Genomic DNA, 21,410 nt, shown 5'->3' on the forward strand with positions numbered 1-21,410 from the left:
AATCCCCCAAGTGCTCCGGAAAATGATCCGCGAGAAACTCCGTATAGCGTCTATTTGCTGATCGCGTTTTTATTTGCAACAAGCAATCGTATTTTAACGAAGGAGTTCTGGGGTGGCAAGGGACGCCGACCGCGCTCACACCGGCGCCGACCGTGTGACGTGGCGTCAGGTGGCCAGCGGGTTCAGCGTCAGCGGCGCGATCCTGCCCTCCAGCATCGCGCCGAGGCCCTGGGCGGCGCAGATGTCGGGCCGGTCGGCGATGTGCACCGGCATGCCGGTGGCCTGCCGGAGCATCTGGTCGAACCCGGGGAGCAGCGCGGATCCCCCGACCATCATGATCCCGCGGTCGGCGAGGTCGGCCACCAGATCCGGCGGGCAGTCCCGCAGCACCCGTCCGATGCCGTCGAGCACCGCGGTCAGCGGGGTCTCGATCGCGTCCCGTACGGCCGCGGTGTCGACCTGCACGCAGCGGGCGAGGCCGGTGGCGACGTCCCGGCCGTGGATCTCCGTGGAGGCCGGACCGTGCGCGGTGAGGCCGTTGCCGGACAGGGCGAGCTGCAGCGGTCGTACCGACTGGCTCGGGAGCATCAACTCGTGTTCGTGGCGCAGGTGCTGGACGATCGCGTGGTCCACGGCCTCGCCACCGACGGGGATGCGCTCGGCGGCCACGAGGGAGCCGAGGGAGAGGACCGCGATCTGGGTGGCGGCCGCGCCGCACACCATGATCATGGTGGCCTCGGGCTGCTCGACGGGCAGCCCGCAGCCGACGGCGGCCGCGATGAGCGTCTCGACGAGCTCCACGCGCCGGGCACCGAGACCGACGAGCGTCTCGATGGTCGCGCGCTGGGCGAGGGGGCCGGCGTCGTGCGGGGTGCACGCGGCGGCGCGCAGGAACGGCTTGCGGCGCAGCTGGCGGCGCATCTTGTCGCCGATCAGGTGCCGCAGCATGCGCTGCGCCATCTCGATGTCGACGACCGTGCCGCCGGAGACGGGGTGGACGACCCGGATGTAGTGGGGGGTGCGGCCCGTCATCTTCTCGGCCAGCTCGCCGACCGCGATCAGCGCGCCGGTCCGGGTGTTCACGGCGGCGGCGGACGGCTGGTCGACGACGAGTCCGGCCCCCTTCACGTACACCCGGGTACTCGCCGCGCCCAGGTCGACGGCGAAGTGGCAGCGGCGCAGCTGCTCCAGACTGACGGTCATGGCAGGTCCTCCCGAGAGCGCAGACCGTGGCGGCCGCCGGGCCGGCGGGCCTTCTTTCCGTGGGCCGCCGGGCGGTGGCCTCCTACGCATCGTGCGGGGACGGGACGGCGGGCGCCCGCTGGAGGGGGCCGGGCGGGGCGCCGCCGAATGGGGGGATGCGTTCCCCACACCCCTGTGTGTTCCGGTCAAAGAGCGCCGCAGGTGCTAGAGAGCCCGCGCCGCCTCCAGCACGGGCGCCAGCGACCGCACGGTCACCTCGCACCCCGCCTCCCGCAGCTCCTGCTCGACCGTCGGATTGCGCGCGAGGCCGAGGAACCCCAGCCCGATCCGCTGGGCGGCGGTCAGCTCCGCCACCGAGGAGCCGATCAGCACACCCGCGTGGGCCGGCACGCCCGTCGAGCGCAGAGCGCGCTGCAGACAGTCCGGATGCGGGGTGAGGAGCGTCAGATCCTCGCCCCGGCCATGGATCCCGGCCAGCGGCAGCCGGTACGGCTCCACGTACCGGTGCACGGCCTGCTCGCACACGTCCGTCACCACGGCCACCCGCCGCCCCGCCGCGTGCAGCGCACGCACCACGGCCACGGAGTTGTGCGTGGTCGGCGCGTTCGGTACGGCGTCCAGCTCCAGCGCGTCCAGCCGCTCCCGCAGCAGGGGCCCGAGCGGGTCGCGGGCGAAGACACGCAGCACGTCCAGCGGATGCACGACCGACTCCCGGGCCGCGGCGACCGCCAGTGGGCGGCCCGTCAACGCGTCCTCCGGATCACGGTGTTCGGCGGCGAGCGCCAGCAGCTTCAGCGCCGCGGCACGCGCGGTCGTCGCCGTGAACAGCCGGGTGAGGGGGCCGTCGAAGCCGAGCAGTACGGTCTCGGCCTCGGCGAGCAGACCGGCCGGCGTCGGCTCGCCGACCGGCCCGGTGAGCACGCGCGCGGCCTGGGCGTCCCGCTGCGGCGGCTCGGGCGCCGGCGCCCACTCCGGCGCCAGCCGCACCTCGCACGTCACCGCGAGCCCCGGCACCGGCCACTTCCCCACCTGGGTGTTGACCGCGCGCTGCGCTCCGGCCGCCCGGCGCAGGGAGTGGCGCCGGGTGATCCGGGACGCGGCCTCCCTCAGATGTGCCGACAGCCGCTCCGACACCCGCGCCACCTCCGCCCGCACGAAGGCCACCGGGTCTGCGACCCGCCAGGACAACTCGGCCACGGCCAGGAAGTCGCCCTTGCCGGAACTCGGCAGGGACAGCTGGTGGACGGCGTGCTGCGGGGTGAGGTCCACCTCGTAGTACGTGGTCAGCCGAGGCGGGCGTTTGCCGTGCGGCTGGGCGGGGTTGAGGAGGGTGAGCGGCCCGTCGGCCTGTGTGTGCACGACGGCGACCCGGCCGGGCGCCGGTATGCCCAACTGCCGCAGGTCCCGCGTGATGAACGGCCCCCGCACCAGATCCCGTTCCTCGTCCTCGGCGCGGGGCGCGGGCAGCGGGCAGTACCAGGCGAGCGGCGGAGAGCCGGGGGCGTCGCCGTACAGCGGGCGGAACCGGTGGGGGCCGGAGGCGGCGGAGCTGTCGGCGAAGGCCTCGTAGAGGGACGGGGGGACGAGGACCAGGACCGGAGCCGTCACCTCGGCGGGGGCCGGGGGGACCGGGGCGACCGGGGCGGCCCGGGGATCGGCAGGTGGCTGCTGGAACGTCACCCGCAGGCGCGACGGGGCCAGATCGGCCAGGGGCCCGGGGAGCCAGCGCAGGGCGGCGGCGAGGACGGGGAGGAGGTAGGCGTCGGGGTCGATGCGGACGCGGTAGCCGTCGGCGCGTACCTGCACCTCGTACTGCTGGGGAGCGAGAGCGCCGCGGTCGAGGACCTGGTGCACGGCGTATTCGAGGGAGATACGGGCCTCGGGGCGGGCGCCGAGATCGGTGTCGGCCTCGAAGAGGAGGGTGGGCTGGGGGCGGTCGCTGCCGGGGGCCGTCCCCTCCGCGGCTTCGCCGCCCGGCCGCCGTACCGTCTCCTCGTCTCCCCCGCCCGGCCGCCGTACCGTCTCCTCGTCTCCCCCGCCCGGCCGCCGTACCGTCTCCTCGTCTCCCCCGCCCAGCCGCCGTACCGTCTCCTCGCTCACCGTCGCGAACGCCGGGCCGCTGCCCGAGCCGTTGCCGTCGGCGGTCGCCGCGCGGAACTCGCCCGCCGCGAGGCCCGCCCGCTCGTCGATCAACCCGCCCACCCGCTCCAGGAGTTCACGGGTCCGCCCCCGCGCGGTCTTCGGCAGTGTGCGCAGGAGCAGGTCGCGGACGCCGGGGCGGAAGGCGTAGGAGCCGGGTGGGCCGGGGACGGCGGTGAGCATGCCGCTGAGGATCACCTCGGCCAGGTGCTGGGGGCGGGGATGGTGGTCCACGGCGCGTTGGACGAGGCGCATCACCGGGACGGAGGGGACGGCCAGGGCCAGGTGGCCGGCGAGGCGGAAGGCCTCCGGGGACGCGGTGGCGCGGAAGCGCAGGACGAGGTCCCGGGCGGGGAGCGACGCGGGGTCGGGCGCCGGGTCGGCCGGAGCCGGCGCACCGGGCTCCGGCAGGAGCCAGGCCGCCGCTCCCGGGGCGCTTCCGCCGCCCGGGGTCGCCAGCAGCGTCGCCCAGTGGGCGATCCAGGGGGCGCCCGGTTCCAGGACGGGGAGGGGCACGGCGGCGGGGTGGGGGCGGGTGGCGTCGGGGTCGTAGGGGGTGAAGGTGAGCGTGGTGGGCGGGGCCGCCGCCGAGGGGGACGACAGCGAACCCGGTTCGGCCGGCAGGGCCGTCGTCGGCCACAGGTGTTCCGGCAGCGGCTGGACGACGGCCAGCGGCATCCGGGCCGCCCAGTGGCGCAGGGTCCCGTACCAGCGGTCGCCCGCCGGACCGGGGCGCCACTGCGGGCCCATGCAGTCGCTGACGACCAGGGTGACGGTCCGGCCGTCCGCCGGGTCGGGGACGTGCCGGGCGTGGCCGTCGGGCCCGGCCGGGTGCAGGGTGACCGTACGGAAGATGCCCGACTGGGCCAGGACGGTGTGCAGTTCACGGACGAGGGGCCGCCAGACCGGCATGGTGGGGCCGGTGTCGTGCACGAGGTTCAGGCGCAGCCAGCGGTCCCGCGCCGGGCGCAGAACCGGCAGCCACACGTCCGGATGCGCGCCGAGCCGCGCGATGCGGTCGGCCGTGGCCCGCTCGTCCAGCAGCCGTGTCCGCGCCGAAGGCACCGTGCGCTTCAGCGGGCGCAGGGCGCGCTGGAGGGCGAGGGGGTGGGGGAGCATCGGGGGCGCGGGGGCCAGCAGGGGTGTGCCGCCGCCGCTCGGTCGGTCCGGTGGTCGCGGGGGAGGTACCGGGGCGGGGAGGTGCAGGGGGACGCGGTCGGTGGACGGGGCCTGCGGGGACGGTGGTTCGGCTGCGGGCGGGACGGGGACAGGGGCGTCGGACCGGTGAGGCCGGGGAGCGGGGTCACGGTCCACCGGAGGCGTGGACACCGTCGTCGTGCCCTCCGCGTCCTCCGCGTCCTCCGCGTCCTCCGCGTCCTCCGCATTCTTCCGGCCGGCCTCCAACTGTCCCGCCAGCCACAGCACTTCCGCCAGTTCCAGCGGGGTCGGCGCCGTCTTCCCGGCGGCGGTCAGGAGTGCGGCCAGCCTGCTGACGGCCGTACTGCCGTCCTCCGGCATGCCCTCAGAAGCCATCGCCGTCCGCCGTGGCGCTCAGGTACGGCATCAGCTCGTCGGCCAGGGCGTCGCGGGACTCCGCGTCCAGGCCGGCGACGCCGGTGAGGTAGAGGGCGTTGAGGAGCTGGTCGGTGGCGAGTTCGCCGTCGGCGGCGCGGGTGAGGAAGCGGTCGATGAGGTGGTCCGCCTCGCCCGGCGGGGTGTCGAGATGGGCGCGGACGATCTCGGTGAGCTGCGCGCGGTCGGGGCGGCGCAGCTGGAGGCGGACGCAGCGGCGCAGGAAGGCGGGCGGGAACTCGCGCTCGCCGTTGCTGGTCAGCACCACGAACGGGAAGGCCCGGCAGCGGACCCGGCCGCGGGCCACGGTGACCGGCGTGTCGGTGCCGTCGGTGAGGACCTCGGCGGTGGCGCCGGCGGCCGAGTGGCGGGCGGCGCGCATCAGCTCGGGGATCTCGTACTGGCCCTCCTCCAGGACGTTCAGCAGGTCGTTGGGGAGGTCGAGGTCACTCTTGTCGATCTCGTCGACGAGGAGGACGCGGGGACGCTCATAGGGGAGGAGGGCGGTGCCGAGCGGGCCGAGACGCAGGTGGTCCTCGACGCCCCCGCCCTCAGGCACCCCGGAACCGGGTACGCCGGGTGCGCCGTCCCCGGCGCGCCCCGCCGCCTGCCGGGCCGCGTACAGCCGGGACAGCGGGTCGTACTGGTAGAGGCCGTCGGCCAGGGTGGAGCGGCTGGTGATGTTCCAGCGCAGGACCGGGCCCAGCCGCAGCTCACGTGCCACCGCGTACGCCAGGGAGGACTTGCCGGTGCCGGGTGGGCCGGTGACCAGCAGCGGGCGGCGCAGGACGAGCGCGGCGTTGACGAGCTGCACGCTCTCGGGGGTGGCCACGTAGGTGCGGGCGCGGTGCACACGGTCGGGGGAGACGGCCGCCTCGTCGTCGCCGTCGCGGGGCGCGGACAGGACGGGCTCGCCGTCGAACGCCCGCCAGGGCGGCGGGGCGGGCAGCCGGTCGATGCCGTCGTGCGGCTCGCTGTTGCCGGTGTAGACGGACCAGTGCGGCATGGGGGTCTCTCCGTGCGACGAACTCGGGGTGGTGACTCGGTGTGGTGACTCGGGGGGTGGAAGGAGGGCGGGGGCGGGGTCAGGCCACGGGCGACCGGGCGTGCGCGGGGGTGCTGCCGTGCGGGTCGGTGAAGACGCGCGGGTCGTCCCACAGCAGCTGGATGTCCCGCGCCCAGTGGCCCTCCTCGGCGTCGGCCTCCTCGCGCAGGTCCAGGATCCTGCGGGGCAGTTCGGCGGGCGGTACGCCGGACACGACCGCGTCGAGCTCGTCCAGGAACGTCTTGCCCGCGCACCCGTCGCCGCCCGCGCAGGGCTCCTCCGAACCGCTGTCGCAGCCGCCCCGCGACCACACGACGACCGGGGCGGGCGCGGTGAGCGAGGTGTCGAAGTGGGCGCGGGTGCGGGCCGCGGCCGGGGCGGTGGCGAACCCGGCGAGACAGGCGTCGGGCTTGCGCAGCCGTACGCGGAGCCGGGCGGGCTCCTCGGCGCCGCCGCACTCGACGCGGTGCACACGCGCGCCCGGCAGGGAGTCGAGCCGGTTCCAGACGCGGGTCAGCTGGTGCCGGGCGCCGGCCCGGCGGCGCGCCTGGTCGGTGACGACGAGCGGGTACACGCAGCCCAGCGGGGTGTCGTCGTCGGGCGCGCTCGCCCAGCGGTCGACGGGCAGGTCGATCCAGTCCCGGGGCAGCGCGAACGCGATCAACTCGTCGGAACCGGGCGTCAGATGCCGGAAGGCGGCCTCGATGCGGTCCTGCACGTACGTGCGCAGCCGGGCCCGTGGGACGGTGTCGGAGCCGACCGGGTGCCGGCGTCCCCCGCTGTACGCGGACACCTCGACGAGGACCAGGCCGTCGCCCGCGCCGCTGTGCTGGAGGTCGACGAGGATGGGCGACCAGTCGGGGGCGGCGGGTGTGTCGACGGGCGTCCGGAACAGGGCCTCGACATGTTCGGTGAAGCGGGCGACGGTGCCGGCCGCGTCCTCGCCGTCGATCTCGCACAGCACGAACAGGGCGGCCGAGCGCAGCGAGTCGAAGCCCTCCTGCGGCGGATCCGGATCGAACGGGCCGGCGGCGGCCCGGTAGAGCCGTACGGGGTCGCAGTCCAGGCCCGCGCGGACGGCCCGCTCGACGAGGTCGCGCAGCCGGGCACGGTCGTCGGTGCGATGGTCGGAGGTGGGGACGAGGCTCGTGAGGTCGGACCAGTAGCGGGCCATGACCTCGGTGGGCATCATCCGCCCGTTGCGCACCCCCTGCGCGCCCGCGGCCGCCGTGACCATGCCGACGACCTCGCCGGTGTCGACGAGGGTGACGGCGGCCCCGCTGAACCCGGGCTCGAGCGGCTGTCCGTCGGGCGCCCAGGCCTCCAGTTGCAGCCACTCGCGGTTGATCAACTGCGGTGCGGTGACGCGGTACTCGGCGAGCGTGCCCTCGTCGAAGCCGAGCGGGAAGCCGTACACGACGAGCTTGCGCGGCTGCCGGCCGTGCGCCGCGCCGACGGGCGCGAGCGCGGCCGGGGCGATGGGGACCTCGTCCGCGAGTTCCAGTACGGCGAGGTCGCCGAGGTCGGTGGTGCCGCCGGCCCAGCCGCCGTCGGCGACGATCCGCGCCGGAACGGGGGCGGAGCCGGGGCGCTCGGTGAAGGTCACCGTCAACGCGTCCGCCGGGCCCTCGTGCACGACGTGTGCGCAGGTCAGAACCTTGCGCGGGGTGACCAGGAAGCCCGCCCCGACGACCCGGCCGGCGCATTCGATCCGGGCCTGCCACTCGGCGCTCTTCATGGGGTGGCGGACGGCTCCGACGGCGCGGAGTCGGGCGAGGGCGACCAGGTCAGCTTCACCACGAGATGGCCCTCCGCGCTGCCCTTGGCGATGATCGCGCCCGTCTCGGCCGCCAGCTTCACCCCGAACTCGATCTCCACCCCGTCGGGCCGCAGCGCGCCGTCCCGGAAGACCCGCAGCGCCGACTCCGCCGCCGCGCGCACCCCTTCCAGGGCGCCCTCGAAGGTACGGGCCGCCTGGACCGTACCGTCGCCGCGGGCCACCAGCCGGGATCCGGGCCGCTGTTCCTCGACGGCCTCGACGGCGACCACGGCACCGTCGCCCGTCCTGAACTCCACCAGTCCTGCCACGGCGCCCCCGTAGTACCCGTCGTCCGTCGTCCTGCGGCTCTGTGCACGGCCATTGTTACGGACGGTACTTGAGATTGTCCTGTTCCGGCCGCCGCGGGAGCCCGGGACGGACGGAAACCGGCCACCTCGTCAGCCGTCTGTCCGGATCAGGCCCAGCTCCGCCAGGTCCTGCGGCCGGATCCGGAGCTGGTTCGCCGTCGCCTCCACCTCCTCCGGGGGCCGCTTGAGGATGGCCGCGGCCAACTCCGGCGCTATGACGGAGAAGTAGCTGTCCGGGGTGGCCCAGGTCCGCCCGGGCGCGGCCAGCGCCAGCGCGCCCCCGGAGCCGCCCTCGCCGATCACCAGCGTGGTGACCGGCGTACGGGCGGTGGCCACCGCGCCGAACAGCTCGGCGATCGCCGCGCCCGCGCCCTGCCGTTCCGCCTCGGCGTCGTTGGCCGCGCCCGGGGTGTCCACCAGGGTCAGCACCGGTATCCCGAGCCGGTCCGCGAGCCGGATCAGCCGGGTGGCCGTGCGGTACCCGGCGGGCCGGGTCGCGGCTCCCGTCTGCGCCGCGTACGCGACCGTACGGCCCTCGTGCTCGCCGAAGCCGCAGAGCATGCCGTCCGGATCGGTGCCGCCGCAGCGGTCGCCGCTGATCGCGAGACGGTGGGTGAAGTAGGCGTCCAGGTAGTGACCGGCACGAGGGCGTTGAGGTGAGCGGGCGCGCTGGACGGCGTCCCAGCCGGAGTCCGGCGGGTCCGCCGCGCCGAGGGCCCGTGGCACCGGCGCCGGCTCACCCGACGGGTGGGTCAGCAGCCGCAGCCACCGCCCCAGCGTCTCCCGCAACCGCTCCGGCGCCACGACCGCGTCCGCCGACCCCGCCGCGACCTGCGCCTGAGCCGTGTAGGCGGCCGGGTCGGCGTCCGGCGGCCGCACCCGCGACCCCGCGAAGCCGACCTGGGCACCGGGCAGTGCGAGGACCACGTCGGCGCCCGCGCCCAGGGTGGCCCAGCCGCCGCCGGTCGTCGGATCCCGCAGCACGGCGATCTGCGGCAGCCCGGCCTCCCGGGTGAGCGCCGACTGACGTGCCACACGCTGGAGTTGGGTGAGGGCGAGCATGCCCTCCTGCATCCGGCTGCCCCCGGTGGCGACCAACGGGACGACGGGCAGCCGGTGTTCACGGGCGTACGTGTACGCCGCCTCCAGGCGGTCGCCGGTGCGTTGGCCCAGCGAGCCGCCCAGGAAGCCGAACTCGAACGCGATCAGCACGGCCCGGGTGCCCTCGACGCTCGCGGTGCCGCAGACGACGGACTCGCTCTCGCCGGTGCGCTCGGCGGCGCGGGCGCGCGAGACGTCGTACCCCGGCCAGGCGAGGGGGCCGTCGGGCGCCGGCTCCTGGTCGCCGTAGGGGAGTTCGGTGAAGGAGTCGGCGACGAGGGCGACGGCCTCCCGGGCGCCGAGACGCGTGGGGCCGCTCACGAGGGCAGCGCCCGCTTCATGATCTTCCCCATGTCGTTGCGGGGCAGGGAGTCCAGATACCGCACGACCCGGGGCCGTTTGTGCGGGGCGAGCCGCCGGGCCACATGCTCGGCCAACTCGCTCTCGGACGGCGGCCCTTGAGGATCCGCAGGAACCACCCACGCCACGATCCGCTCCCCGAGGTCCGCGTCCGGCTCCCCGGTGACGGCGGCCTCCCGCACCCCCGGGTGCTCCAGCAGCGCGTTCTCGATCTCCCCGGCCCCGATCTTGTACCCGCCGCTCTTGATCAGATCGGTTGCCTTCCGCCCCACGATCCGGACGTACCCGTCCGGCTCGCGCACCGCCATGTCCCCGGTCCGGAACCAGCCGTCGGCGGTGAAGGCGGCCGCGGTCGCGTCGGGCCGGTTGAGGTACTCGGTGAACAGGTTCGGCCCGCGCACCTGGATCTCGCCCACGGTCTCCCCGTCGTACGAGGTGATCGGCGCCCCGTCCTCCTCCACCAGCCGCAGCTCCACGCCCGGCAGCGGCACGCCCACCGTCCCGGCCCTGGGTTCCCCGTCCGCCCGCACGCTGGTGTTCATCAGCGTTTCCGTCATGCCGTACCGCTCGATCACCCGCTGCCCGGTCGCGGCCGTGATCCGCTCGTGGTCGTGCACGGGCAGCGCGGCGGAACCGGAGACGAGCAGCCGGGCCCGGCCGAGCGCCTTGGCGAGCCCGGGGTCGCCGGGGAGCGTCTGCGCGATCCGGTGGTACATCGTCGGCACGCCGAAGAGCATGGTCGCGCCCTCGCTCAGCTCCCGCGCCACGCCCTCGGTGCTGAAGCGGCCCAGGTGCCGTACGGTTCCGCCGCGGCGGAGCGGGCCGAGGACGCCCAGCACCAGCCCGTGCACATGGAACAGCGGCAGCCCGTGCACGAGCACGTCGTCCTGCGTCCACTGCCAGGCGTCGGCGAGCGCGTCCAGGGTGGAGGCGATCGCCCGGCGGGGGATGACCGCGCCCTTGGGCGGGCCGGTGGTGCCGGAGGTGTAGACGATCAGGGCGGGGTCCTCGTCCGAGGCGTGGTCGTCGGGGAGCCGTCCGGTGCCGTGCACGTCGACGTCGACGCGGGCCAAGGCGCCCAGCGGAGGCGGGAGTTCGACGCCCGCCTCGGTCAGCACCACCGCGGGCGCGCTGTCGGACAGGATGTGCCCGAGCTCCTTCTCCCCGGACTTCGGGTTGAGGGGCACCACCGGCACCCCGGCCTGCAGGGCCGCCACGACGGCCACCGCGGTCTCCAGGGTGGGCGTCGCCCAGACGGCGACCCGGCCGCCGCCGGCCGGAAGCCGCCCCGCCAGGGAGCCCGCCGCGGCGGCGAGCTCCGCGTACGTCAGGGACCGGTCACCGAACCGGAGGGCGGTTCGCCCCGCCGGGCCGCCCGTCAGGGCCGGGAAGAGTGAGGACACGCGTGGAACTCCTTAACTGACTGTCGCTGCTGCCTGCTGCCTGCTGCCGTCTGCCGGTCTACCCCCAGCCGGGTACGACCATCACCAGCCACACCACCGCGGGCACCACCGCCACCACGATCCCCCCGTAGATCATCAACTGCCGGAAGAAACGCTCGCGGTCCACGTCCGGTGCCGCGGCCAGCACCAGCGCGCCGTTCGTCGAGAACGGGCTCACGTCCACCACCGTCGCCGACACCGCCAGCGCCGCCACCATGCCGACCGCCCCGATCTCGCCCTGCGCGAGGAACGGCACGGCCAGCGGGATCAGGGCGCCCATGATGCCGACGGACGAGGCGAACGCGGACACGATCGCGCCGATGTAGCAGAGCAGGACGGCGGCCAGCAGCGGCACGCCGATGTCGCTGACGCCCTCGCCGGCCCAGGTGATCGTGCCCATCTCGTCCAGGACACCGACGTACGTCAGGACACCGCAGATCAGCAGGACCGTCGACCAGGCGATCTGGCCGACCGCCCTGCGGCTGTCCTCCGGCCAGGCGGTGCTCAGCACGACGGCGAGGGTGATCGCGGTCAGACCCGCGTCGAGATCGAAGACGAGCACGGCGACGACGAGGGCGACGAGTGCGGTGAGAGTGGCGATCCGGGCCGGGGTGAGGCGGGTGGTGTCGGGGGCGTCGGGACGGGTGACGAGGGCGGTTCCGGCGACCGCGGTTCCGGCGGAGGCCGCGGGGGCGGTGCCCGTACCGGTGTCGCCGCCGACCGGGCTCCCCTTCCCCCTGCCGTCCGAGTCGCCTGCGCCCCCTGCCCCTCCAGGCTCCCCGTCCGGCGCCACGGCCCCCCGTGCCCACAGCTTCAGCCCTCCGAAGAGCACGAACACCACACCCGCGATGACGAGGTTGGCGAACAGGGAGGCGAGGAAGAGGGCGATCTCGTTGCCGGGGAGCTTCTCGCGCTCGACGATGCCGTTGACGATCGTGCCGTAGATGCTGATCGGCGAGAAGCCGCCCGCCTGGGCGCCGTGCACCACCATCGCGCCCATCAGCAGCGGGCTGATGCTGTACCGGGTGGCGAAGCTCAGGGCGATCGGCGCGACGATCGCGACGGCGGCCGGACTGACCGCGCCGATCGCGGTGAGCGCTCCGGTGAGGGCGAACATCACCCAGGGGATCAGCGCCACCCGCCCCCGGACGAGCCGGACGGCGGCGTGCACCAGCCAGTCGGTGGTGCCGTTGGCGCGGGCGATCGCGAAGAGGTACGTGACGCCGACCAGGACGACGAACAGATCACCGGGGAAGCCGGCGAAGATGCCGTCCGCGTCGAGGTCGGCGACGAGTTCGCCGACCGCGAAGGCGGCGGCGAAGGCCAGCGCGCCCATGTTGACGGAACGCGTGGTGGCGACGACGAACACCACGACGAGGACGAGGATCGAGATGAGTTCGGGGGACATGCGGGCTCCCGTCTCTGGGTCCCGGAGTGGCTGAGTGGCTGAGCCATTTCGGTGCTGGGGCTGCTGGCTCGCCAGCGTGGGCCCGGCCGGACGGGACGTCAAGGGGTCACGCAGGAATTGGCTCAGCCACTCAGCCATCGAGCCGCCCGGTGTTACGCTCCCGACGAGAGGGGGACCCCGTGACCGACGCACTGCGCCCCATGACGAAACAGCGCCTCTACGAGCAGGTGCTCGACCGGCTGCGCCAGTACGTCACCGAGGGCGGCCTCCGGGCGGGCGACCGCCTCCCGCCGGAACGCGACCTGGCCCAGCGGCTGGGCGTCAGCCGGGCCTCGGTCAAGCAGGCGATCGTGGTGCTGGAGGTCCAGGGCCTGGTGGAGGCGCGGCACGGCGGCGGCACCTACCTGGTCCGCGACAGCTTGGACGTCGAACCCGTCGAGAAGATGGTCGAACGCCGCCGACGCCTCCCCGACGTCCTGGAGGCCCGCGAGGCGCTGGAGACGAAACTCGCCGAACTGGCCGCCGAGCGCCGCACGGAGGAGGACCTGGCGGCGATGCGGTCCGCGCTCGCCCACATGGCGGCGGAGATCGAGGAGGGCGCGCCCGGGATCGAGGGCGACCGCCTGTTCCACGCGGCGGTCACGGCGGCCGCGCACAGCAGCCTGCTCGCGGAGTTCATGCGCTCCATCGCCGATCAGATCGCCGAGAGCCGCACCGAGTCCCTCCGCCAGCCCGGCCGCCCCACCCGCTCCCTCTCCCAGCACCAGGCCATCCTCGACGCCATCGCCGCGGGCCGGCCCGGACAGGCGGCCGCGGCGATGCGCCGTCATGTGCGTACGGTGGCGAAGGTACGGCTGCTGGACTGGGAGCCGGACGAGGAGCGGTAGGGGACATGGGTCCCGGGGCCGCCCCGGCCCGGCCTGCCGGTGTAGTAGCGGTACCCGGTGTCCGGGTCGACCCGTGCGGGGCGCAGCAGCTCCAGCTCGTCGTAGAGCCGCAGGGCCTTCGGTGACAGCCGGCACGCCTTCGCGAAGGCGCCGATCGTCAGCCACTCCATGACAGGTCCCCGTGCATGCCGCCCCTTCCGTTCCTCTTCCGTTTCCCGCCACCGATGCTGGGGCTTCACCGAAGGTGAAGGTCAAACGGGTTGCCGCGGTTGTGGCGCCGGCCGTTAGCCTGCCGGGACACGAGCCGTACGAGAAGGAGTCCCGCCGTGCCCCGCATAGCCCTCGTCACCTACGACCCCCGGCCGGAGCCCAGCAAGGACGACGACCTGCCCGTACTGGTGCGGGCGCTGGAGGAGGCCGGGGCCGAGGCGGAGGCCGTGTTCTGGGACGACGCCGGCGTCGACTGGGCCTCCTACGACCTCGCCGTCATCCGTTCGACCTGGGACTACAGCTGGCGGGCGGCCGAGTTCACGGCGTGGGCGCACAAGTGCGGCACGGCCACACGGCTGGCGAACCCGGCCGAGGTGGTGCGCTGGAACGCCGACAAGCGCTACCTCGGAGACCTGGCCGCCGCCGGAGTGCCCACCGTCCCCACCCGCTACCTGGCCCCGGGTGACTCGGGCGACTCCGCCGCCCTTCCGACCGACCACGAGTACGTCATCAAGCCCACCTCCGGCGCGGGCGCCCGTTACGCCGCCCGCTATACCCCCGAGCAGCACGAGACCGCCGTATGCCATCTCGCACGCATGCACGACGAGGGGCTGACGGCGATGGTCCAGCCGTATGTGAAGGCCATAGACACCGGCGGAGAGCGGGCCCTGCAGTTCTTCGGGGGGCGGCTGCTGCACGCCAGCCGCAAGCGGGCCGTCCTGGCCCCGGACACCGCCTTCGACGCGGACAAGGTCGCCCACCCGGGCCTGGAGCCCTGGACCCCCACTCCGGCCGAACTCGCCGTCGCCGAAAGGGCGTTGGCCGCCGTACCGGACGCACCCGACCTGCTGTACGCCCGTGTCGACCTCGTGGACGGCGACGACGGCGAGCCGCGGGTGATGGAACTGGAACTGGTCGAGCCGAACCTCTTCCTGTTCCTGCATCCGGGGTCGGTGGCACGGGTGGCGGAAGCGATCCTGGCGGCCGCCGCCTCCTGACCGCCGCCGCTACTCCTTGACCGCCGTCCGCTGCAACAGCCCCCACGTGAACTCGGCGACCACCTCCCGCCGCACCCCCTGCCCGTCCGGCGCCGTGAAGGCGAGACCCCAGCGGGTGGGGGCCGTGCCCTCCAGGGGTCGGGCGGGGGCGAAGGCGCGGGCGGCCTCGTCGACCGTGCAGGACCAAGGGGTGAGGTCGTCGAGGGTCCGCAGGGGTGGCGCCTCGGCGCCCGGTGCGCGGACCAGCCATTCGTTCCAGACGGCGCCGTTCGGGGCGAGGAGCACCTCGAAGCGGAGGTCGGGCCAGAGGGGCAGCGGCCAGAGCCAGGCCTCGCAGTCGAGATCGCCGATCCGGCGGGCGGACTGGGACTCCGGCGGGCCCAGGACTGAGCGGTAGCGCGAGGCGGCCCCGCGCGCCCGCGGCGAGCGGACCATCGCCTGCCACCGCTTGTTGGCCTCCCGCATGTCGGCGAGGGAGGCGCCCAGCTCCCGCCGGACGCCCTCCACCAGCTCCGGATTGTGATCGGCCATGCGCCGCAGCAGCACCAGCTGGAAGTCGAGGGACGTGAACGGGCGGGCGGGGCGCTTCTCGGACGGCATGCGCACCATCGTCGCCCACCGGTGGGGTCCGAAGCCCGAAGTGTGGGTGTTCTGTGCACGTCACGACCATTGCCGGGACATTGCAGTGTGGCTAGCCTGTGTTCGTCATGCCGATCGCCTGTTGAAATCTCGAACACAGGCACTGAGACGAACCAAGGGAGGGGGCCGGCCGTGGGACGACTCGTACCTGCCGTGACCCGAGCTCTCGATATTCTCGAGCTCTTCCTCGACGGGGACGGGACGCTCTCCGCCCCCGACATCGTGCGCAGGCTCCAGCTGCCACGCACCACCGTGCACGAGCTGGTGACCACGCTCGCCGCCCGGTCGTACATCGTCGCCGTGCCCGGACAGCCCGGACGCTACCGCCTCGGGGTGCGTCCGTACCAGCTCGGCAGCCGGTACGCCGAGCAGCTCGACCTGGCGGCCGAGGGCCAGCAGGTGGCCCGTTCCGTCGCCGAGACCTGTGACGAGACGGTCCACGTGGCCATTCTCGAGGGTACGGACGTCATCTACATCGCCAAGGTCGACTCCACGCACGCGGTCCGCATGGTCTCGGCCGCGGGGCGCCGACTCCCGGCGCACTGCACCTCCGTCGGCAAGATGCTGCTGGCCTCCCTGCCCGAGTCCGAGCTGACCGCCCGCATCCCCGACGACGCCGACCTCATCCGCATGACCCCGAACAGCATCACCGAGCCGGCCGCCCTGCGCGAGGCCCTCGCGGCGATCCGGGAGCGGGGCATCGCGGTGGAGAGCCGTGAGTCGAACCCCGACGTCAGCTGCGTGGCGGCCCCGGTCCGCGACCGCACCGGCCAGGTCGTGGCCGCCCTGTCCATCTCGGTCCCCATGATCCGCTGGAGCGACGACCGCCGCGCCGAACTGGAGCAGCTCGCCGCCAAGGGCGCCGCCGAACTGTCCGAGCTGCTGGGCTACCGGAGCGTGGCATGACGACCTACACGACGACGTACGAGGTGGCCGTCCGCGCCGAGGCCACCCTCGGTGAGGGCCCGACCTGGGACCCGGCGACCGGCCGCCTGCTCTGGCTCGACATCCTGGGCGCCCGCCTCAACTCCTACGACCCCTCCACCGGCAACCGCACGGTCCGGGTCACCGACCAGCACGTCGGCGCCGCCAAGCCCCGGGTCGGGGGCGGCCTGGTCCTCAACCTGCGCGACGGGGTGGGTCTCCTGGACGTGGACGGCGGCTTCCGCTGGCTCCACCACGAGCCCGTCCCCGGCCGCCGCGCCAACGACGCCGCCGTCGCCCCCGACGGCTCCCTCTGGGCCGGCACCATGCGCTACGACGAGGCCCCCGGCGGCGGCACCCTCTCCCGGCTCACCGGGGACGGCTCGGTCGATGTGGTCCTCGACGACGTGACCGTGAGCAACGGCACGGGCTGGAGCCCGGACGGCCGCCTCATGTACTACATCGATACCCCGACCCGCCGCGTCGACGTCTTCGACCACACCTCCGGCCAGGCCACCAACCGCCGCCCCTTCGTCGAGATCGAGGAGGGCGCGGGTTTCCCCGACGGCCTGACGGTGGACGCGGACGGCTGCGTCTGGGTCGCCCTGTGGGACGGAGGAGCGGTACGGCGTTACACGCCGGCCGGCGAACTCGACCGGGTCGTCCAGCTCCCGACCCCCCGCGTGACGGCCTGCGCCTTCGGCGGCCCCGACCTCACCGACCTGTACATCACGACAGCCCGCGTAGGCCTGGAAGCCCCCCACCCGGTGGCGGGCTCGCTGCTGGTGGTACCGGGCGCGGGGAAGGGACTGCCCCAACCGGCGTTCGCGGGCTGACCGGGGTCGCTGCCAGGGGATGGGGATGCGGGTGGGGATGGGGATCACCGCGGACCCGGGTGATCCGAACGACACCCCCTAGTTCTGGCTGCCGTTCAAGAGGTCGGCGTAGCTGCGGGCCTGGTCGGAGGCGTTGCGGTGCCAGTCGGACATGGTGCGGTGCTCCTCCGCCAGGGAGGGCTCGGCCGTGACGAGCTGGTCGTAGATGGTGGCGATCTCGGCGTGCACCGCCGCGATCGCGAGCCGGTTGGCGCGCACCGCGTCCGCGTGTCCCCGGTAGGCGTCGATCACCAGGGGGTCGCCGCCGACCGGCGAGGCCGCGGGGCCCTGGGCATGCAGGGCGCTGTACTCCTCGTTGAGCCTCGTGGCCCGCGCGTCCAGCTCCGTACGGCGGGTGTGCAGAGCCGACCCGCGGCTACGCAGACTGGCCTCGTACGCGTGAGAGCCGGGGAAGCGGACCGCGTCCAGGCCCGAGGTGACGGCGTGCGGTCGGTCGGGGCGCAGCCTGGCGTACCGGGCATCCGCCTCGGCCGCCACCTCGAGCGTCTTCAGATGCGGCGGCAGGGCGCTGCGCCCGATGGCCGCCCAGGCGTGGACGTCGCCGTACCACTTCTCGTGGGCGGACTGCCGGGTCATGCCGGCCGCCTCACCGATCTCGTGCCACGAGGTACCGCGTTCTCGCTCGGCGACCACCGCCTCACGTATGACGTCGTCCATACGGCGCTGCAGCCGCAGAGCGGTGCGGAGCAGGTCCCCGGGCGCGGGGTCCGGCTCCACCGGCACCGCGTCGAGGACGGCGTCGGCCAGTTGACGGAGCGTGAGGGCCAGAGCGACGCGGGACTCGTCGCGGGGAGACAGCCTGTGGAGCTCGGGCGCGGTCGGCGTCGAGGAGGCGTCTGCGGCATTGGTCATCTTGTCAGGCTATCCCTGACATTCGTGCTCCTGACATGCGTGCTCCTGGCGTCCGTGCTGCTGACATCCGTACTCATGACATCCGCGCTCATCAGATCCGTGCTCCCGACGGGCCGCCTCACACCAACCCCGCCGCCTTCCGCTCCTCCGCGGTCAACGGTGGTCCGCTCAGTGCCGGCTTCAGCGGGCCCACCGCCGCCGCGAGCAGCACCGACGGGGACAGCAGCACCTCCGGACCCCGCTCCAGGGACGTCACGTCCGTCACTCGCCGGGCGATCCTGCCGTTCCCGGTGGCCGTGTGCATCAGCCGGTCCACGTACGCGGCCAGCAGCCGATCCCGCAGGGTGGGCCCGTTCTCCGTCGCGCCGGGATAGAACACGTCCTGTCCGATCGCCAGGTCCCACGCCGCGTTCACCGGCCGGGCCACCGCCCGCTGGACCCGGCGGGACAGTCCGGGCGTGCCCCAGCCGTGACGCCGTACGGCCTCCCGGAGGGCCACCGCGGACTGGGCCGCGACCGACATGCCGTGGCCGTAGACGGGGTTGAACGCGGCCAGCGCGTCGCCGAGGACGGCGAAGTTCTCGGGCCAGGCCGCCATCCGCTCGTAGAAGTGGCGGCGGTTGACGGTCGTACGGGTGAAGGAGATGTCCGTCAACGGCTCCGCGCGCTCGATCAGTTCGCCGATCAGGGGGTGGCGCAGCCCTCGTGCGAACCGCGCGAACTCCTCGGCCTCCGTGGGCGGTTCGCCGCCGCGTGTGCCGCACAGGGTGACGATCCAGCGGCCGTCCTCGATGGGGAGCAGGAAGCCTGACCGTCCCGGACGCCCCGTACCCGGCGGATCGGCCTGCACGTTGACCACCGGGAAGCCGTCCCGGGCCGCCTCGGGGGCGAGGAAGAGCCGCGTGGCGTACGCCAGCCCGGAGTCCACCTCGCGCCGTTCCACCTCGGGCAGCCCGAGCGCCGTCAGCCACCGGGACGCGCCGGAGCCACGACCGGTCGCGTCGACGACCAGCCCCGCCGCAAGCACCCGCTCCCGGCCCCCGTCACCGCCCTCACCTTGCGCTGCCCCTGCCTGCGTCCGAACCCGTACGCCCGTGACGGTCCCTGCCGTCCCCTCCAGTCCCAGCACCTCCGTGCCGTCGAGCAGTTCGACCCGCCCGTCCGCGAGGACCTCCGTGCGGACCGTCGCGTCCAACAGGTCCCGTCCGGCCAGGACCACATGGTGGGATTCGGCCCAGCGCCGGAACCAGCCCTGGGACGCCATCACGACCATGTCCGTCGTGACCGGCGCCCGACGCGCCCCGGCGTCCCGCAGCGCCTCGGTGATGTCCGGCAGCAGCTCCTCCACGGCCCGCACCCCGCCCGACCACAGCATGTGGGCGTGGCGCGCCTGCGGCAGCCCCTTGCGGGGCTCGGCCCCGTCGGGCAGTTCGTCGCGCTCCACGACGACGACCCGGTCGACGAACTCGGCCAGGGCACGCGCCGCGAGCATGCCCGTATGGGATCCCCCCAGGACGACGGCGGTTCTGGCGGGGTTGGAGGGCTCAGTCATGCGTGGACACGCTCTCTGCCGGGGCGGCCGCGCGGGCGCGTACCGCGGTGATGTCGTCGGGGCGGCGAAGGACCTCGGAGACGGCCTGGATCTCCCGCAGCAGGTAGGTGGTGTCCGGCTCGGCCGGCGCGTCCGGGCCGGCCGGGACGCCGGACGCGGCACCGCCGGCGCCCTCGGCTTCCGCGGCCCGCCGCCCGGTGGCGACGGCGTCCAGGATGGTCACGGCGGCCGCGAGGGCCTGCGCCCGCCCGCGGTCGTGTCCGAGCGCGAGCGCCGCGTCGTACGCCCGTCCGCGCAGGTCCTCGTCGAGGTGACGGGAGAGCTGGAGCAGCGCGTCGCGGATGAAGGTCTCGCGGCGGATCAGACGCATCTCGGGGGTGGCGCGCAGGGCGAGGGGCTCGCGGCTGCCGGTGACGTTCCGCATCAGCCGGGCGAGAGGCCTCAGGCTCCGGTGCCGGCGGCGGACCAGCCACCGCTCCTGCAGGTACTGGCCGGCGTGCGGGACGATGAAGCCGATCGCGACGAACGTGGCGGCGATGCAGGCGGCCGACGGCGCCAGGTTGGTGTTCAGCCAGTCCAGGTCGTACCCGGTCCACCGGGCGACGACGGCCGTGAGCTTGGCCGCGCTGAACAGCAGGTTCGTCGCGTACCCGACTCCGAGGAACCGCAGCCCCCAGCGCAGCCAGGCGTCGAGGCCGTCGGTACGGATCCAGTTCCAGATGAGCCGGGCCGTGACGGAGCAGGCCACCGTGTGCGCGAGCAGGTAGAGCAGGATCCCCTCGCGGGCGAACGGCGTACCGGCGTAGTACGTGTCGTAGTCCTGGATCTGTTCCAACGGCACGTCGGCCAGCGCGAACAGCACCCACAGCGCGACGACCACGGCCGCGTAGACGGAGACCACCCACCGGGTCGCGCGCCGGGTCTGCGCCGAGCGCTCGGTGCCGCCGTTGCGCCAGGCGATGATCAGCAGCAGCCAGGACGCGGAGAGCGCGGTCAGCAGGGAGTACACCCAGGGCGCGGCGATGTTCGGTACGCCGGTGACCCGGTTGGTCCAGGCGATGGTCCTGGGCGCCGCGAAGACGAACACCGCGCAGGCGAACACCAGCAGTCCGCCGACGGCGCGCAGCAGCGGGTCCCGCCACAGCTTGAGGATGCTGGGCAGTTTGATCGCCAGGGCGGCGGTCAGCACCACGGTCGGCAGCCAGTAGGAGACGTACATCCCGCTGAGGAGGCTGCTCGCCGCGGGCCAGTTCTCCGTCGCCGCGAACCCGTGGCTCCCCGCCGCCCACCCGTTGCCGGCGGCCGCCCCGAACCCGTTCCCTCCCGGCGCCGCGAACCCGTTGCCGGTGACCGCCCAGAACCCGCTGCTTCCCGTCCCCACAAGCCCGTTCGTCACCGCGCCGTACCCCTGCGCCCGCGGTAGCCGAGGGTCCGCTGGACCGGGTCGGGGGAGGCGTGTCCGCCCCGCCCGGACAGGTACGGCCGGAAGGCCGCCGCGAGCCGGTGCCCGAAGGCGTCGGCCTCGGCCTCGTCGTCCTTGCGGGAGCCGTCGCGGGCGGCGACGGTCAGGGCGATGTCGTCCCAGCCGGGACGCCCGGCCAACGCGTGCGCGGCAGCCGTGCCGACGCCGTGGTGGTGATGCCGGTGCCCCGCGTGCAGATGCCACAACTCATGGCCCAGGATGACCAGTTGCTGGACGTCCTCGGCGCGCTCCTCGACGATGACCAGGTCGAAGTCCTGGAACTCCACCCACAGTCCGGTCACGTCGAACTCGTCGGGGAACCGCTCGAAGCGCAGCTCCACGGGCCGCCCGCCGCGCCGCGCGGCCATCTCCTCGCACAGTGCCCGGGACACCTCCCGCACACCGGCCGGGGGAGTGGGCCGTGTCCGCAGCGCGGCGGAGAGATCGCCGGCCAGCTCGCGCATGGCCGGGCCGGTCCGCGCGCGTCGCAGCGCCGAGGTGATCCGGGCCGCCTTACCGCGCGCGCCCGCGATGTCCATCCGGTCCCCCTTCTCGCCGCCGTGCGGCAGCCTGTTCGAGCCTAGTCGGCCGGA

At 74.2% G+C, this 21,410-nt stretch carries 17 protein-coding genes and 1 pseudogene; 4 read left to right on the forward strand and 14 right to left on the reverse strand.

All coding sequences use genetic code 11. The features are described from left to right. Window positions 1–165: 165 nt before the first annotated feature. The 8 genes from IE263_RS19595 to IE263_RS19630 form a co-directional block, all read right to left on the reverse strand. Window positions 166–1,203, reverse strand: coding sequence for a rod shape-determining protein (locus tag IE263_RS19595; protein WP_189938226.1), 1,038 nt, complete (start codon window positions 1,201–1,203; stop codon window positions 166–168). Between the two features lie 204 nt (window positions 1,204–1,407). Beyond that, a complete protein-coding gene (locus IE263_RS19600; RefSeq protein WP_229911061.1) occupies window positions 1,408–4,875 on the reverse strand; it encodes an SAV_2336 N-terminal domain-related protein in 3,468 nt (1,155 codons plus the stop codon). Beyond that, window positions 4,865–5,920, reverse strand: coding sequence for an AAA family ATPase (locus tag IE263_RS19605; protein WP_189938228.1), 1,056 nt, complete (start codon window positions 5,918–5,920; stop codon window positions 4,865–4,867). The genes IE263_RS19600 and IE263_RS19605 overlap by 11 nt, the downstream gene beginning before the upstream one ends. Window positions 5,921–5,999: 79 nt before the next feature. Continuing rightward, window positions 6,000–7,697: a VMAP-C domain-containing protein gene (locus IE263_RS19610; protein WP_189938230.1), complete on the reverse strand. Its 1,698-nt coding sequence runs from the start codon at window positions 7,695–7,697 to the stop codon at window positions 6,000–6,002. Then, window positions 7,694–8,047, reverse strand: a complete 354-nt coding sequence (locus IE263_RS19615; RefSeq protein ID WP_189938232.1) for a CU044_2847 family protein — start codon at window positions 8,045–8,047, stop codon at window positions 7,694–7,696. The genes IE263_RS19610 and IE263_RS19615 overlap by 4 nt, the downstream gene beginning before the upstream one ends. Window positions 8,048–8,176: 129 nt before the next feature. Further along, window positions 8,177–9,508 carry a carboxyl transferase domain-containing protein gene (locus tag IE263_RS19620; protein WP_189938233.1) on the reverse strand — a complete coding sequence of 444 codons (1,332 nt, stop codon included), beginning with the start codon at window positions 9,506–9,508 and terminating at the stop codon, window positions 8,177–8,179. Beyond that, window positions 9,505–10,950 (reverse strand): acyl-CoA synthetase, encoded by a 1,446-nt coding sequence (locus tag IE263_RS19625; protein WP_189938235.1) that lies wholly within the window; start codon window positions 10,948–10,950, stop codon window positions 9,505–9,507. The genes IE263_RS19620 and IE263_RS19625 overlap by 4 nt, the downstream gene beginning before the upstream one ends. Before the next feature lie 58 nt (window positions 10,951–11,008). Continuing rightward, window positions 11,009–12,397, reverse strand: a complete 1,389-nt coding sequence (locus tag IE263_RS19630; protein WP_189938237.1) for an SLC13 family permease — start codon at window positions 12,395–12,397, stop codon at window positions 11,009–11,011. A 179-nt stretch (window positions 12,398–12,576) separates the two neighbouring features. Here IE263_RS19630 and IE263_RS19635 point away from each other — a divergent pair, with 179 nt between their 5' ends. Further along, entirely contained in the window at window positions 12,577–13,284 is a 708-nt protein-coding gene (locus IE263_RS19635; protein WP_189938239.1) for a FadR/GntR family transcriptional regulator, read from the forward strand. Between the two features lie 41 nt (window positions 13,285–13,325). On the opposite strand, the pseudogene IE263_RS19640 reads toward IE263_RS19635, so the two are convergent. Next, window positions 13,326–13,523, reverse strand: a pseudogene (locus tag IE263_RS19640) (MerR family DNA-binding transcriptional regulator); the annotation flags it as partial. An 87-nt stretch (window positions 13,524–13,610) separates the two neighbouring features. Here IE263_RS19640 and IE263_RS19645 point away from each other — a divergent pair. Next, entirely contained in the window at window positions 13,611–14,492 is an 882-nt protein-coding gene (locus tag IE263_RS19645; RefSeq protein ID WP_189938241.1) for an ATP-grasp domain-containing protein, read from the forward strand. A gap of 9 nt (window positions 14,493–14,501) precedes the next feature. Here IE263_RS19645 and IE263_RS19650 read toward each other — a convergent pair whose 3' ends face one another. Beyond that, window positions 14,502–15,101 carry a hypothetical protein gene (locus IE263_RS19650; RefSeq protein ID WP_189938243.1) on the reverse strand — a complete coding sequence of 200 codons (600 nt, stop codon included), beginning with the start codon at window positions 15,099–15,101 and terminating at the stop codon, window positions 14,502–14,504. A 162-nt stretch (window positions 15,102–15,263) separates the two neighbouring features. Here IE263_RS19650 and IE263_RS19655 point away from each other — a divergent pair, with 162 nt between their 5' ends. Further along, on the forward strand, window positions 15,264–16,037 hold the full coding sequence (locus IE263_RS19655) for an IclR family transcriptional regulator (RefSeq protein WP_189938245.1): 774 nt from the start codon (window positions 15,264–15,266) through the stop codon (window positions 16,035–16,037). Continuing rightward, window positions 16,034–16,891 (forward strand): SMP-30/gluconolactonase/LRE family protein, encoded by an 858-nt coding sequence (locus IE263_RS19660; RefSeq protein WP_189938247.1) that lies wholly within the window; start codon window positions 16,034–16,036, stop codon window positions 16,889–16,891. Before IE263_RS19655 ends, IE263_RS19660 begins: the two co-directional genes overlap by 4 nt. Before the next feature lie 78 nt (window positions 16,892–16,969). Here the strand turns inward: IE263_RS19660 and IE263_RS19665 are convergent, their stop codons facing one another. The 4 genes from IE263_RS19665 to IE263_RS19680 all read right to left on the reverse strand — a co-directional run bounded on the left by IE263_RS19665 (window position 16,970) and on the right by IE263_RS19680 (window position 21,356). Continuing rightward, the gene (locus tag IE263_RS19665) at window positions 16,970–17,803 is read right to left on the reverse strand and encodes a hypothetical protein (RefSeq protein ID WP_189938249.1); all 834 of its coding nucleotides are present in this window, start codon (window positions 17,801–17,803) and stop codon (window positions 16,970–16,972) included. 118 nt (window positions 17,804–17,921) lie between these two features. Then, window positions 17,922–19,355 (reverse strand): NAD(P)/FAD-dependent oxidoreductase, encoded by a 1,434-nt coding sequence (locus IE263_RS19670; protein ID WP_189938251.1) that lies wholly within the window; start codon window positions 19,353–19,355, stop codon window positions 17,922–17,924. After that, window positions 19,348–20,574, reverse strand: coding sequence for an MAB_1171c family putative transporter (locus IE263_RS19675; protein WP_189938341.1), 1,227 nt, complete (start codon window positions 20,572–20,574; stop codon window positions 19,348–19,350). Before IE263_RS19675 ends, IE263_RS19670 begins: the two co-directional genes overlap by 8 nt. 173 nt (window positions 20,575–20,747) lie before the next feature. Next, the gene (locus tag IE263_RS19680) at window positions 20,748–21,356 is read right to left on the reverse strand and encodes a toxin-antitoxin system, toxin component family protein (RefSeq protein WP_189938253.1); all 609 of its coding nucleotides are present in this window, start codon (window positions 21,354–21,356) and stop codon (window positions 20,748–20,750) included. Between the last annotated feature and the right edge of the window lie 54 nt (window positions 21,357–21,410).

Origin of the sequence: Streptomyces aurantiogriseus (genome assembly GCF_014649375.1) — a bacterium.
In the GTDB taxonomy this organism is placed as follows: domain Bacteria; phylum Actinomycetota; class Actinomycetes; order Streptomycetales; family Streptomycetaceae; genus Streptomyces; species Streptomyces aurantiogriseus.

Excerpts from the sequence above, each read along its gene's own strand:
- IE263_RS19595 (WP_189938226.1), bottom strand. The coding sequence starts at position 1,203 with ATGACCGTCAGTCTGGAGCAGCTGCGCCGCTGCCACTTCGCCGTCGAC.
- IE263_RS19600 (WP_229911061.1), bottom strand. The coding sequence starts at position 4,875 with ATGGCTTCTGAGGGCATGCCGGAGGACGGCAGTACGGCCGTCAGCAGG.
- IE263_RS19605 (WP_189938228.1), bottom strand. The coding sequence starts at position 5,920 with ATGCCGCACTGGTCCGTCTACACCGGCAACAGCGAGCCGCACGACGGC.
- IE263_RS19610 (WP_189938230.1), bottom strand. The coding sequence starts at position 7,697 with ATGAAGAGCGCCGAGTGGCAGGCCCGGATCGAATGCGCCGGCCGGGTC.
- IE263_RS19630 (WP_189938237.1), bottom strand. The coding sequence starts at position 12,397 with ATGTCCCCCGAACTCATCTCGATCCTCGTCCTCGTCGTGGTGTTCGTC.
- IE263_RS19650 (WP_189938243.1), bottom strand. The coding sequence starts at position 15,101 with ATGGTGCGCATGCCGTCCGAGAAGCGCCCCGCCCGCCCGTTCACGTCC.
- IE263_RS19660 (WP_189938247.1), top strand. The coding sequence starts at position 16,034 with ATGACGACCTACACGACGACGTACGAGGTGGCCGTCCGCGCCGAGGCC.
- IE263_RS19665 (WP_189938249.1), bottom strand. The coding sequence starts at position 17,803 with ATGACCAATGCCGCAGACGCCTCCTCGACGCCGACCGCGCCCGAGCTC.
- IE263_RS19670 (WP_189938251.1), bottom strand. The coding sequence starts at position 19,355 with ATGACTGAGCCCTCCAACCCCGCCAGAACCGCCGTCGTCCTGGGGGGA.
- IE263_RS19675 (WP_189938341.1), bottom strand. The coding sequence starts at position 20,574 with ATGTACGTCTCCTACTGGCTGCCGACCGTGGTGCTGACCGCCGCCCTG.
- IE263_RS19680 (WP_189938253.1), bottom strand. The coding sequence starts at position 21,356 with ATGGACATCGCGGGCGCGCGCGGTAAGGCGGCCCGGATCACCTCGGCG.